This window comes from Marinococcus sp. LNSP9103-4 (genome assembly GCF_056034345.1).
The window spans coordinates 18,935-31,412 of the sequence record NZ_JBQLIA010000002.1 but is presented as its reverse complement, the minus strand read 5'-3'; the positions used below and the strand labels follow the sequence as shown (position 1 = coordinate 31,412).

Here is a 12,478-nt window from a genome sequence, read left to right as displayed (position 1 = left end):
AATGCTTGAAGAAATTTCCATCAAGAATTTTGCCATTATCGAAGAGTTAACCGTTTCATTTGAAAATGGATTAACAGTATTAAGCGGTGAAACGGGTGCCGGAAAATCCATCATCATTGATGCGATCGGCCTGCTTATCGGTGGAAGGGGATCGGCTGAATATGTACGCCACGGAGAAAAACGGGCAGAAATGGAAGGGCTGTTCCGCCTGGAGGATAACCACCCCGCAGTTGAAAAATTAGAGGCCGCAGGCATTGATATTGAAGATGATATGGTCGTTTTGCGCCGGGATATTACGCATCAGGGCAAGAGCATCTGCCGCATCAACGGTAAATTGGTGACGCTTGCTGTATTAAGGGAAACAGGCCACAGCCTCGTAGATATCCATGGCCAGCATGAACATCAGGATCTGATGCATGCTGAACGTCATCAGCAGATGCTTGACCGGTTCGGGAAAACGGAGCTTGAAGAAGCGCTTGAAGACTATCAAAAACGCTACTACCGTTTTGGACAGCTGCAGGCCAAATTAAAGCAGCTGAAGGAAAGTGACCAGGAAACAGCAAACCGGCTGGATTTTATTCAATACCAGCTTCAGGAAATTGAGGCCGCCGGCCTTCAGCCTGGTGAAGATGAAGATCTGGAAAAAGAACGTCACATTCTGGCCAACAGCGAAAAACTGTTTGAGGCGATCCGGGGAGCCTATGATCACCTGTACGGTGAAGGGAAAGCCCTCGACTGGGCAGGTATGGCCGTATCGAGCGTGGAAGAAGCCGCAGAAATCGATACAGATCTCGGAGAGCTTTCCGAATCAATCAGCTCGGCTTATTACATGATGGAAGAGGCAACGTTTACGCTTCGGGACAAAGCTGATTCCATGGCGTTTGACCCTGAGAGGTTAAACGAAGTGGAAAACCGGCTCGATGAGTTGAATAAGCTGAAAAGAAAATACGGAGATTCCGTTGAAGAAATTTTAGTGTATGCCTCCAAAATCGAAGAGGAAATCGATTCACTCGCCAATAAAGAAGAGCGAATCGCCGAATATGAGCAGGCGCTTTCCCAGGCAGCAGAAGAGCTGATTGCCGAAGCAAAAACATTAACCGATCTTCGCCGCCAGGCGGGTCATTCGCTTGCCGGCAGTGTGCAGCAGGAGCTTCAGGCACTATACATGGAGAAGGCTACAATGGAAGTGCAGATTTCACCTCTCAGCCGGGGGAAAACCTATCAGACGCCGGAGGGGGAAACGTGGGTATTTAATGAAAAGGGAGCAGACAAGATTGAGTTCCTTATTTCAGCCAATGCGGGTGAGCCGTTAAAGCCGCTCGCAAAAGTAGCTTCCGGCGGGGAGATTTCCAGGATCATGCTGGCATTGAAAACGATCCTTTCCGGCTTCCAGCACGTTACTTCCCTGATTTTTGACGAGGTTGATACGGGTGTAAGCGGCCGGGTTGCCCAGGCGATTGCGGAAAAAATCCATCTGGTTTCCAGAGGCTCCCAGGTACTTTGCATCACCCATCTGCCACAGGTAGCTGCAATGGCAGACAGCCATTTGTATATTCAAAAAGAAGAAAAAGAAGAAAGAGTCCAAACGATCGTTACACCGTTAACGTCAGATTATAAAATCGATGAAATCGCCCGGATGATTTCGGGAGTCGAAGTGACGGCACTGACAAGAGAAAATGCGACTGAACTGCTGGAAATGGCTGAAAAAGCTAAAAGCAATGTGTAGCCCGAATAGAATGTGTCCGCCTGAAAAAGACAACTGCTGAAGTTGTCTTTTTCTATGCGACACGCTATGGTAAAATAATGTCGAAAGGAAAATGGAACGTGGCAGAGCCTGCGGCAAAAGGAGCGGAAAGAAATGATACGGGTCGTAGTGGCCGACGATAACAAAGAACTCGTCGAAGTATTAATTGAACATATAGAAGAACAGGAAGACATGGAAATAGCAGGGACGGCCCATAACGGGGAAGAGGCGCTCGAGGTAGTGGAACAAAAACGGCCGGAGGTCTTACTCCTTGATATTATTATGCCGCATCGGGACGGGCTTTCTGTATTAACGGCATTAAAAAATAAACATACTGTTAACACGAAAGTTATTATGTTAACTGCATTCGGTCAGGAGGATGTAACAAAAAAAGCGGTGGAGCTCGGGGCTGCCTATTACGTTTTAAAGCCATTTGATATGGAAGCACTGATGGCAAATATCCGGGATGTGCATAGAGAAAGCCTGAATTCCCAGGTGCTGATTGAGGATATGCCGGAAAAATCTTCTGGCCGTCGGTCGGTGGAAGAACGTATTAAAGATATTATTCAATATGTTGGTATTCCCTCCCATATTAAAGGCTATGTATATATGCAGGAAGCAGTGAAACTTGTGGTGGATGATATGCAGATGATTAACGCGGTCACCAAACAGCTGTATCCTGAAATTGCCCGGAAATTTCAGACGACGCCAAGCCGGGTCGAACGAGCGTTAAGACATGCCATCGTTGTTGCATGGGACCGCGGCCATACGCAGGCAATATCCGATCTGTTCGGCTGGAGCCAGGACGGTGCCTTGCCCTACAAGCCTTCAAACAGTGAATTTATCGCAGTAGTAGCCGACCGGCTTCGCACAGAGCAGATATAAATGTGAATTTACAAAAAAAGGAGAACGAAAAATGGAATTGTTTGAACGTATGGAGCTGCACGATTATGAGCAGGTAGTTGTCTGCCAGGACCGGAATTCAGGATTAAAGGCAATTATTGCGATACATGATACGACCCTCGGCCCGGCTTTAGGTGGCACAAGGATGTGGACGTATGAGAATGAAGAAGCAGCGTTTGAGGACGTGCTGCGTCTCGCCAAAGGGATGACGTACAAAAATGCAGCAGCCGGGTTGAATCTTGGTGGAGGAAAAGCTGTGATTACAGGAGATGCCCGCACAGATAAGAATGAAGAGATGTTTCGTGCATTCGGTCGTTATATTGAAGGTCTTGCCGGGCGCTACATTACGGCAGAGGATGTCGGTACGACAGAGCATGATATGGATATTATCCACGAAGAGACGAACTTTGTGACCGGGATTTCCCTTTCTTCTGCTTCCGGTTCGAGCGGGAATCCTTCACCGGTCACCGCACGAGGTGTGTATCAGGGCATGAAGGCAGCGGCGAAGGAAGCCTTCGGTACCGACAGCCTTGCCGGCCGAACGATAGCAGTTCAGGGCGTGGGGCACGTATCATTTGAAATGTGCAGATTTCTTCATGAAGAAGGAGCCTCATTAATTGTAACGGATATCCGGGAAGCTTCAGTGGAGAGTGCTGTTCACACCTACGGAGCAACAGCAGTGGCGCCGGAAGAAATTTACGATGTTCCATGCGATATTTTCAGCCCGTGTGCGCTGGGAGGCGGATTGAATGAACGCACCATCCCCCGTCTTCAGGCAAAAGTTGTAGCAGGAGCAGCGAACAATCAGCTGCAGACGGAAGAGGACGGCATCCGTTTAGAGGATCGTGGCATCGTTTATGCCCCGGATTACATTATCAATGCAGGCGGCGTAATTAACATCGCCGACGAGCTCTACGGGTACGACCGCGAGAGAGCTATGAAGAAAGTTGACGGTATTTACGATAATATTGTTCGAGTGTTTGAAATTGCGGGACGCGACGGAATCCCATCGTTCCAGGCCGCCAATCGGCTGGCCGAAGAGCGCATTGAATCCATCAAGCGTTCAAGGAAACAGTTTCTGCCCCACTCGCGGCACATTTTAACGAACCGGTAAAGCAGCCTGAGCGCTGCTTTTTTTATTTTAGCACCAGGGTCTGTTTTACGGCTGATCAAAAGGATGTGCTATAATAATCTCCAAATGCCAAAACTTCTCTTCACCAGATCTATTTTCGTGCTATGATGAAACGGAAAAATCCATTAAAATAAAGTAGAGATAAATGAATAAAATCCTGGGTGAAAGCCCGCAGGAGGAATTTTTATGGCTAAAGAATATGACCTGGTCATATTAGGAGCTGGTACCGGCGGATATGTGGCCGCTGTGCATGCAGCAAAAAGAGGATTATCGACGGCGGTAGTAGAAGCCCGGGACATCGGAGGCACCTGCCTGCACCGTGGATGCATACCAAGTAAATCGTACTTAAAAAGCGCAGAAGTATATAAAATGATGCAGGAAAGTCTGGACTACGGCGTAGAAGCAGACAATGTGAGCCTGCAGTTCGGAAAGGTACGCGAAAAAAAGAACCAGACGGTACAACAATTACATAAAGGAGTCCAGCATCTGCTCTCTAGGCACCAGGTGGATGTATATTACGGACACGGGCGCATACTCGGGGCTTCCATATTTTCTCCAACGGCAAGCACCATTTCAGTGGAGACAGAAACAGAAGGAGAAAATATTATGCTGCAGCCCAAACAGATTATGCTCGCCACAGGCTCTCGTCCGGCGACGGTGCCAGGACTCGATATTGATGGCGAATACATTTTGTCCTCCGAGGAATTGCTCGAAGCAGAAAAGCTTCCTTCGTCAATCGTTATTGTCGGAGGAGGAGTTATTGGCGTGGAATGGGCTTCAATGCTTCAGGATTTCGGCGTAGAGGTACAGATGGTGGAACTCGGCGATCGCCTGCTTCCGATGATGGACGAGGCCGTGTCAAAAGAGGCGGAAAAACGCTTGAAGAAAAAAGGGGTCCGTGTTTATACAAATACACAGCTCGACCCTTCGTCTCTTACGAAAAACGGAGAAATAGCGGTCCGTACAGCAACCGGAGAGGCACTGGCGGCTGAGAAGATGCTCGTCGCTGTCGGAAGAAACGGCAACACGGGAGATCTGGGGCTCCACAATACAGAAGTCGAAGTACAGAACAGCTTCATCCAGACGTCCGACATGTACCAGACGAAGGAATCGCATATGTACGCTATCGGCGACGTTATCGGCGGCATGCAGCTCGCCCACGTGGCCTCACGGGAAGGCATCATTGCTGTAGAGCATATGCTCGGAAATCACCCTGAGCCCCTTAACTATAAGCACGTTCCTTCCTGTGTCTACTCGGATCCTGAAATGGCTTCCGTAGGCTGGACAGAGCGTGAAGCCGCAGATGCCGGTCTGGATATTAAAACAAGCACCGTGCCTTTTCAGGCGATAGGCAAGGCGCTAATAGAAAGTGATCCGGAAGGATTTATGAAAATGATTGTAGATAAAGACACTGAAGACGTGCTCGGCGTTCATATTGTTGGAAAAAAAGCGACCGAATTGATCAATGAAGGAGCACTAGCAGTCTATATGAATGCTGCACACCTTGAAATACAGGGAGCCGTGCATGCGCATCCGACATTGGCGGAAATTTATGCTGAAGGTGCCCTGGCTGTAGACGGAAAAGCTATTCACCACGGGTGAAATAACGAGGAGGAACGAAAATGATTCAGGAATACAGTACTCACCGGGAAGTAGGCTTAAGCGACGAAGAAGCGCTCACAATGTATGAAATTATGCTGCAGGCGAGACGTCTTGATGAACGGATGTGGCTGCTGAACCGTGCCGGCAAAATTTCTTTTGTTGTTTCCTGCCAGGGCCAGGAAGCGGCGCAGGCGGCTGCAGCTATGGCACTTGACCGTGAAAAGGACTACCTGCTCCCGTATTACCGTGATTTTGGTCTCGTCATGGCATTTGGAATGACTGCAAAGGACTTGATGCTGGCAGCTTTTGCTAAAAAGGGAGATCCCAACTCTGAATCCAGGCAGATGCCGGGCCATTTCGGCCAGCGGAAAAATCGTATTGTGACCCAGTCCTCTCCGGTAACTACTCAGATTCCACATGCTGCCGGGTTCGGACTGGCAGCTAAAATGAAAAACAAGGATTTTGTTACGATGGTCACGTTTGGCGAAGGCTCCTCCAACCAGGGAGATTTTCATGAAGGTATGAATTTTGCTGGCGTTCATGATCTTCCGGTCGTGTTTTTCTGTGAAAACAATAAATACGCTATTAGCGTGCCACTCAGTAAACAGCTCGCCTGCGAGCATGTTGCTGACCGTGCAAAGGGCTACGGCATGCCGGGAGTAACCGTGGAGGGCACGCGTCCGTTTGAGGTTTATAAGGCAATGAAAGAAGCGGTGGACCGTGCGCGGGACGGTAAAGGTCCGAGCCTTGTGGAAGCGCTTGTGGCAAGACTCACACCTCATTCAAGCGATGATAACGACAAACTGTACCGTAGTGTCGAAGAAATGGATGAGGAAAAGCAGACCGATGCAGTTGTAGCTTTTGCCGATTACCTGCGGACAGAAGGGATACTTACCGAAGAAAAAGAGCAGGCGATGGAGCAGCGGATTCGCGAGGAAGTGGATGCCGCCACGGATGCCGCTGAAGCAGCAGAATACCCGGCTGTCGAGACGCTTGGGCAGTATGTTTACGAGGAAGAAGGGAACTAATATGGCAGTCATGTCTTATATTCAGGCAATCAATACAGCGATGAAAGAAGAAATGGCGCGTGATGAAAATGTGTTCGTACTGGGCGAGGATGTCGGTCTGAAGGGCGGGGTCTTCCGTGCGACCGAAGAACTGCACAGCACCTACGGAGACCAGCGCGTCATCGACACTCCACTCTCCGAATCAGCGATCGCAGGAGTGGGCATAGGAGCTGCGATGTACGGCCTCCGCCCGGTAGCGGAAATGCAGTTTGCAGACTTTATTATGCCGGCAGTCAACCAGATTGTGTCCGAAGCAGCGAAAATCCGGTACCGTTCCAACAATGACTGGTACTGCCCGATTACGATCCGGGCACCGTTTGGCGGCGGGGTGCACGGCGCCCTGTATCATTCCCAGTCAGTAGAGGCGCTGTTTGCAAATACGCCGGGACTGAAGGTCGTGATTCCGTCCACCCCTTATGACGCGAAAGGGCTGTTGAAGGCTTCGATCCGGGATAACGACCCGGTGCTGTTTTTTGAGCATAAGCGTGCGTACCGGATGCTTAAAGACGAGGTACCGGAAGAAGAATACACGGTGCCAATCGGAAAAGCGGCGGTCAAACGGGAAGGGACGGATGTCACCGTGATTACATACGGACTGTGTGTGCATCTGGCCAATCAGGCCGCCGATACACTTGCCGCAGAAGGCATTGATGTGCATCTGGTGGATCTGAGAACCGTCTATCCAGTCGACCAGGAAGCAGTCAAAGAAGCCGCAGCTAAAACAGGAAAGGTGCTGCTTGTCACCGAGGATAACCTCGAAGGAAGCATCATGAGTGAAGTGTCGGCCATCATTTCCGAACACAATTTATTTGATCTCGATGCGCCGGTCCGGAGACTGGCTGCTCCCGATGTTCCGGCCATGCCTTACGCTCCGACACTTGAAAAAGAATTTTTAATGAACACGGATAAAATCACGACAGCGGTACGAGATTTGGCGGAATTTTAGGAGGGTATCAAGGATGCGCAAAGAAGTAACCATGCCGCAGCTCGGGGAAAGTGTCACCGAAGGCACGCTATCCCAGTGGCTTGTAAAACCGGGCGATAAAGTAAAAAAATATGACCCCATCGCAGAAGTACTTTCGGATAAAGTGAGTGCAGAGATCCCGAGCTCTTATACAGGCGAAATCAGCGAGCTCGTCGCTGAAGAAAACGAAACAGTGGCTGTGGGCACGCTCATATGCTACGTGGAAACAGAAGAAGCACAGCCGGCCGCAGCAGAAGAAACTGAGAAGCCTTCTGCAAAAACGGAACAAACGGCTCCAGCACAACAAACAGCCGGGGAGGACGAGACGTCGATGAAAAAAAGGTATTCGCCGGTGGTATGGCGTCTCGCCCAGGAGAACGGTCTGGAGCTTGAAGAGATTGAAGGCTCCGGTAGACAGGGGCGCATTACGAAAAAAGATGTTGAAAAAGCGATCCGGGAAGGAGCAGAAAAAACCAAACAGGAAGAAGCTGCACCTTCGCCATTTCCAATCTATTCAACAAAGCCTTCTGAAAATCAGGAGGAGCGTGAAGGCGACACGATTATTCCGGTAACCGGAGCAAGAAAAGCCATTGCAGACAACATGGTGAAAAGCAAGCAGGAAATTCCACACGCCTGGACAATGATTGAAGTAGACGTGACGGATTTGGTAGCGTACCGGAACAGTGTGAAGGACGAGTTTAAACAAAAAGAAGGCTTTTCGCTGACGTATCTGCCGTTTTTTATGAAGGCTGTGTCCGAATCCCTGCAGCTGTTTCCGAGTCTTAATTCCACCTGGGACGGGGACCGGATTATTCAGCGCAAGGAAGTGAATCTGTCGATGGCTGTGGCCAGCGAGGAAGCTCTTTATGTCCCGGTCATCAAACGGGCAGACGAAAAAAACATCCGAGGTCTCGCCCGGGATATGCAGTCTCTGGCCACTAAAGTCCGCCAGGGGACCATTAAGGCAGAAGAAATGAGAAGCGGGACGTTCACGGTGAACAACACTGGTTCATTCGGCTCGGTGCAGTCCATGCCGATTATTAATCACCCGCAGGCAGCCATTCTTTCTGTGGAATCGATCGTAAAACGACCGGTTGTCATGCAGGGTGATATGATAGCGATACGCTACATGGTTAACCTGTGTCTTTCCCTGGATCACCGGATTTTGGACGGCCTGCTGTGCGGACGGTTTTTAGCTGATTTAAAGCAGCGGCTTGAAAATTATAAAGGCACCGAAAACATTTAAGAGAGGTTCCCCGCGGGAGCCCCTCTTTTTTTGGCATAAAAAAGAATCGTTCTTATTTACAAACGGACTTCCCTGCGCTAAAATCAATGTACATACAAAACGTAATCATTACGATAAAGCAGAGGTGCAATGATGAAAAAACTATTTGTTTTAGGGGCAGCTGGGACAGCCTTTATTTCTTTAAGCGCATGCGGTTCAGCAGATACTCAGGAAGAACAGGGAACCGAAGGTGAGGAAAAGCTCGAAGTGTACACCACACTTTTTGCCTGGGAAGACTTCACAAAACAGATCGGCGGCGATCATGTGAATGTAGAAAACATCGTACCAGCAGGGTCGGATGCGCATACATATGACCCAACGCCGCAGACACTAACAAACATTGCGGAGGGAGATATGTTTGTTATGACTGGAAACGGGATGGAAGGGTTTGCCGATGAAGTGGAGAGTACTATTGGCAACCAGGATATACAGATAGCCAGAGTGGCAGAGGCGGCCGGCGAGGAGGAAGCCCACGATCATGAGGAGGGCGAATCTGAAGAAGAACACGCTGAGCATGCTGAAGAAAGCCACAGCGGGGAAGAGCACGACCACGGAGGTACGGACCCTCACGTATGGATCGACCCGGTTCAGGCGAAAGAAGCAGCCGGCGTGATTAAAGACCAGCTGGTAGAGGCGGATCCAGATAATGAGCAGGCCTATGAAAGTAATTATGAGGAACTGTCGGCGGAGCTCGATGAATTAGATGAGCGGTTCCAGACTCTTGTGAATGAAAGCAGTAAAAATCAATTTATTGTTTCCCATGCAGCATATGGGTACTGGGAAGAACGATACGGATTGGAAGAAATTGCTGTTAACGGTGTAAACGCCCAGAGTGAACCTTCCACGCAGGAAATTAACGATATCATCGACACAGCAGAAAAAAATGACCTGAACGCCATTATGGTGGAGGAAAACATCCCTTCTGACACCACAGATGTTCTTCAGGAAGAAATCGGAGCAGAAGTGTATACGCTGAATAATCTCGAATCAGCCAGCGATGAAGAAATTGCTGATGGCGCTAGCTACGTATCATTAATGAATCAAAATATCGATAACCTTGAAAAAGCATTGAACGAATAACTTTTCAAGCTTCTCACTTGTGATTTCCTGTTCTTATCCGCTACAATATAGGTATTCGGTGAAGGAAAGGAAGGATTTTAATGAATTTTGATTTTTACGTTAATGATATAGTACAAGCTTCCCGGGATGAAATCGAAGAAGCGGGCTACCAGTCTCTTCGTACCCCGGAAGAAGTTGATGAAGTGTTGAACAAGGAAGGCACGACACTTGTTATGGTAAACTCCGTGTGCGGCTGTGCTGGAGGCATTGCCCGTCCGGCAGCAGCTTACATGACAAATTACGATACGAAGCCGGACCGGCTTGTGACCGTGTTCGCAGGTCAGGATAAAGAAGCGACCGAGCAGGCCCGTTCTTACTTTACAGGATTCCCGCCGTCGTCCCCATCGTTTGGGCTCTTAAAAGACGGAGAATTGGTGCGCATGGTTGAACGTCATGAAATTGAAGGCCACGAGCCGATTCAGGTTGTTCAAAAACTCGAAGAAGCTTTCGATCAATACTGCACAAAATAAAAAGTGCCCTCCGGGGGCGCTTTTTTTTATAAAAAAAAGCTCCTTCCTAAAGAAGGAGCCCGTAGAATTTATTTTTCCAAATGATAGATGTTGCCGTCCTGTTCTACAGTAGTATCAACATCCGGAAATACAATTTCGCTTGTTTTCGGCTCGAATTCCTGGGAAGTTTCAAAACCAACCCGATAGTCATTACTTTTTGTTGAAGGGCCTTCCTCTTTTGTCACACTGTACCATAGTGTTTTGCCATTAGAAGCGATTGTTGTCTGTGGTTCTCCTACGTTAGCTTTAAATGTTACTTCTGCCATATGCTATCCCTCTTTCTTCGTGTAAGATCTATTAAGGATTCTTCCCTCTGGAGCTTTTGATTTAAACGTCAATTGCAAAAATAAGAAATGGCAGGGAAGTGCCTTGACGCTCAGCTTTATATTCGTGGTATACTGTTTCGGAATACATAAATGAAAAGGGCGGAGACAAATGATTCAGACGCATTATGAAAAAATTCAGGAATACTTAAACATGAATGAAGAGATTTCGTACGAAGAGTTCCGTGATTACTACCAAAACGTCATCGATGAACTTGATGCAAACGCATCCGGCTATGAAGAAGATCAGGTGTGGAAGGCCTTGTTTATTACCGAGAGCATCATGTCCAATGCGGAAGACCGCCAGAAGCGGACGAAAAAAAAGCAGGAGTCCAAGAAGTTCGGAAAGATGCAGGAACGTTCCAGAGTGTATTCCCAGCATTTTACTAAAAGACTTCAGGAAGCAGGGTACAGTGAAGAGGATATCAACGAACAGTTTGAAAAAATGCTCGAAGGCTCTCCCGGGGAAGCGTAATTAAAAAATGGGTTGACTTTCATATTCGTTCATTGGTATAGTATTCATTGTCTTGTTAAAACATATGACAAAAGCGCCTATGGTGAAAGGGATATCACTCGAGATTCCGGTTCTCGCATTCCAGGTTCGAGTCCTGGTAGGCGCACCAATGAATAAATGTGTAAGCAAAGGAGCTATTCCTTTGCTTTTTTATTTGTTTTTAGGCTGGTACGAATGCAGAAGAGGGCGCTGCCGGGATGAAAGGCGCCAGTCAGTTTCCCTCTGCCTGTGTTTACGATATAATATAAGAACGAATGAATAAACAGAGAGGTTTTTTAGATGGGGAGATTCCGAATTGGATATCGGACGCTGAAAACAGCAGTAGGCACGGCTATATCCGTATACATTGCCCAGCTGCTGCAGCTGGATTATTACATATCAGCAGGTGTCATTACCATTCTTTGTATTACAACGACTAAAAGGGGCTCCCTGACTGTCAGCATTGAACGACTCGTTTCCTGTGTGATTGGGCTTGGGGTCGCTAGTGTATTCTTTGAACTGATAGGCTATAATCCGGTGGCCATCGCTGCACTCTTTCTCATCAGTATTCCACTCAGCGTAGCAGCGAACGCTGCCCGGGGTATCGTCACAAGCAGTGTTATCGTCCTGCACCTTTATACAGAAGAACAGGTGAGCGCAGGTATCTGGATGAACGAGCTCGCGATTATTTTTATCGGCATTGGGGTAGCTTTAATTATGAACCTTTATATGCCGAGCAGTGAAAAAAGCCTGGCCCAGGACCAATTAAGCCTTGAAGACGCTTTTCGCAAAATTTGGGAGGAATACGCAAACTACCTTCGTTTTGGAGATAATATCTGGGATGGGGCAGAATTTTCGGATGCAGCGAAGATTATTGATGAAGCTAAAGGAAAAGCCCTGAGAGATATAGACAATCACTTCCTCCGGGATGACGACTACTTTTATCACTATTTCCGTATGAGGGAAAAACAGTTCTCGGTACTCGAGAGTATCCTGCCGTTTATTTCTTCGATTGATCAGTCAGTGCCTCAGGGCCATAAAATGGCTGATTATATGGATGAATTAAGCGACGCTGTTTCCCCGGGTAATACTGCCGGCTATTTTTTATACCGTCTTGACGAAATGAAGTATGAAATTCAGCAGATGGAGCTGCCTAAAACAAGGCATGAATTCGAAATACGTTCCTCTCTGTTTTATATTTTGTATGAAATTGAAGAATACCTGCTCATTAAAAAAATGTTTAAGCCCGATCCGAAGCGTACCCATACAATATCGGGCAAACGATTAAACAGACAGATGGCACGCAGAAACAAATAAAAAGCAGAACAAGTGGGTAT

The 12,478-nt window shown here is 48.0% G+C and carries 12 protein-coding genes and 1 tRNA gene; 12 read left to right on the top strand and 1 reads right to left on the bottom strand.

Annotation, left to right across the window (positions count from 1 at the left end; all coding sequences use genetic code 11):
• The first annotated feature begins 1 nt into the window (after position 1).
• From recN to ACTRXG_RS01530, 9 genes are all read left to right on the top strand, one after another.
• Positions 2-1,726 (top strand): DNA repair protein RecN, encoded by a 1,725-nt coding sequence (gene recN / locus ACTRXG_RS01570; RefSeq protein ID WP_474261844.1) that lies wholly within the window; start codon positions 2-4, stop codon positions 1,724-1,726.
• Between the two features lie 132 nt (positions 1,727-1,858).
• On the top strand, positions 1,859-2,629 hold the full coding sequence (gene spo0A, locus ACTRXG_RS01565) for a sporulation transcription factor Spo0A (RefSeq protein ID WP_474261845.1): 771 nt from the start codon (positions 1,859-1,861) through the stop codon (positions 2,627-2,629).
• A 31-nt stretch (positions 2,630-2,660) separates the two neighbouring features.
• On the top strand, positions 2,661-3,761 hold the full coding sequence (locus ACTRXG_RS01560) for a Leu/Phe/Val dehydrogenase (protein ID WP_474283819.1): 1,101 nt from the start codon (positions 2,661-2,663) through the stop codon (positions 3,759-3,761).
• Between the two features lie 204 nt (positions 3,762-3,965).
• On the top strand, positions 3,966-5,381 hold the full coding sequence (gene lpdA / locus ACTRXG_RS01555; RefSeq protein ID WP_474283817.1) for a dihydrolipoyl dehydrogenase: 1,416 nt from the start codon (positions 3,966-3,968) through the stop codon (positions 5,379-5,381).
• A 20-nt stretch (positions 5,382-5,401) separates the two neighbouring features.
• Entirely contained in the window at positions 5,402-6,409 is a 1,008-nt protein-coding gene (locus ACTRXG_RS01550) for a thiamine pyrophosphate-dependent dehydrogenase E1 component subunit alpha (protein WP_474283815.1), read from the top strand.
• A 1-nt stretch (position 6,410) separates the two neighbouring features.
• Positions 6,411-7,394 carry an alpha-ketoacid dehydrogenase subunit beta gene (locus tag ACTRXG_RS01545; RefSeq protein WP_474283812.1) on the top strand — a complete coding sequence of 328 codons (984 nt, stop codon included), beginning with the start codon at positions 6,411-6,413 and terminating at the stop codon, positions 7,392-7,394.
• A 13-nt stretch (positions 7,395-7,407) separates the two neighbouring features.
• Positions 7,408-8,658: a dihydrolipoamide acetyltransferase family protein gene (locus tag ACTRXG_RS01540; protein WP_474283810.1), complete on the top strand. Its 1,251-nt coding sequence runs from the start codon at positions 7,408-7,410 to the stop codon at positions 8,656-8,658.
• Between the two features lie 129 nt (positions 8,659-8,787).
• Complete coding sequence (locus tag ACTRXG_RS01535) at positions 8,788-9,777, top strand: metal ABC transporter solute-binding protein, Zn/Mn family (RefSeq protein ID WP_474283808.1); 990 nt, start codon at positions 8,788-8,790, stop codon at positions 9,775-9,777.
• An 80-nt stretch (positions 9,778-9,857) separates the two neighbouring features.
• Positions 9,858-10,286 (top strand): BrxA/BrxB family bacilliredoxin, encoded by a 429-nt coding sequence (locus ACTRXG_RS01530; protein ID WP_022793566.1) that lies wholly within the window; start codon positions 9,858-9,860, stop codon positions 10,284-10,286.
• A 68-nt stretch (positions 10,287-10,354) separates the two neighbouring features.
• Here the strand turns inward: ACTRXG_RS01530 and ACTRXG_RS01525 are convergent, their stop codons facing one another.
• The gene (locus tag ACTRXG_RS01525) at positions 10,355-10,591 is read right to left on the bottom strand and encodes a hypothetical protein (RefSeq protein ID WP_474261852.1); all 237 of its coding nucleotides are present in this window, start codon (positions 10,589-10,591) and stop codon (positions 10,355-10,357) included.
• Between the two features lie 169 nt (positions 10,592-10,760).
• On the opposite strand from ACTRXG_RS01525, the gene ACTRXG_RS01520 reads away from it, so the two are divergent.
• From ACTRXG_RS01520 to ACTRXG_RS01510, 3 genes are all read left to right on the top strand, one after another.
• Entirely contained in the window at positions 10,761-11,123 is a 363-nt protein-coding gene (locus ACTRXG_RS01520; protein WP_474282498.1) for a hypothetical protein, read from the top strand.
• A gap of 73 nt (positions 11,124-11,196) precedes the next feature.
• A tRNA-Arg gene (locus tag ACTRXG_RS01515) sits at positions 11,197-11,271 on the top strand.
• A 170-nt stretch (positions 11,272-11,441) separates the two neighbouring features.
• A complete protein-coding gene (locus tag ACTRXG_RS01510; protein ID WP_462867683.1) occupies positions 11,442-12,458 on the top strand; it encodes an aromatic acid exporter family protein in 1,017 nt (338 codons plus the stop codon).
• The last annotated feature ends 20 nt before the right edge of the window (positions 12,459-12,478 follow it).

Coding starts and splice junctions, on each gene's coding strand:
- recN (WP_474261844.1), top strand. CDS start 2: ATGCTTGAAGAAATTTCCATCAAGAATTTTGCCATTATCGAAGAGTTA.
- spo0A (WP_474261845.1), top strand. CDS start 1,859: ATGATACGGGTCGTAGTGGCCGACGATAACAAAGAACTCGTCGAAGTA.
- ACTRXG_RS01560 (WP_474283819.1), top strand. CDS start 2,661: ATGGAATTGTTTGAACGTATGGAGCTGCACGATTATGAGCAGGTAGTT.
- lpdA (WP_474283817.1), top strand. CDS start 3,966: ATGGCTAAAGAATATGACCTGGTCATATTAGGAGCTGGTACCGGCGGA.
- ACTRXG_RS01550 (WP_474283815.1), top strand. CDS start 5,402: ATGATTCAGGAATACAGTACTCACCGGGAAGTAGGCTTAAGCGACGAA.
- ACTRXG_RS01545 (WP_474283812.1), top strand. CDS start 6,411: ATGGCAGTCATGTCTTATATTCAGGCAATCAATACAGCGATGAAAGAA.
- ACTRXG_RS01540 (WP_474283810.1), top strand. CDS start 7,408: ATGCGCAAAGAAGTAACCATGCCGCAGCTCGGGGAAAGTGTCACCGAA.
- ACTRXG_RS01535 (WP_474283808.1), top strand. CDS start 8,788: ATGATGAAAAAACTATTTGTTTTAGGGGCAGCTGGGACAGCCTTTATT.
- ACTRXG_RS01530 (WP_022793566.1), top strand. CDS start 9,858: ATGAATTTTGATTTTTACGTTAATGATATAGTACAAGCTTCCCGGGAT.
- ACTRXG_RS01525 (WP_474261852.1), bottom strand. CDS start 10,591: ATGGCAGAAGTAACATTTAAAGCTAACGTAGGAGAACCACAGACAACA.
- ACTRXG_RS01520 (WP_474282498.1), top strand. CDS start 10,761: ATGATTCAGACGCATTATGAAAAAATTCAGGAATACTTAAACATGAAT.
- ACTRXG_RS01510 (WP_462867683.1), top strand. CDS start 11,442: ATGGGGAGATTCCGAATTGGATATCGGACGCTGAAAACAGCAGTAGGC.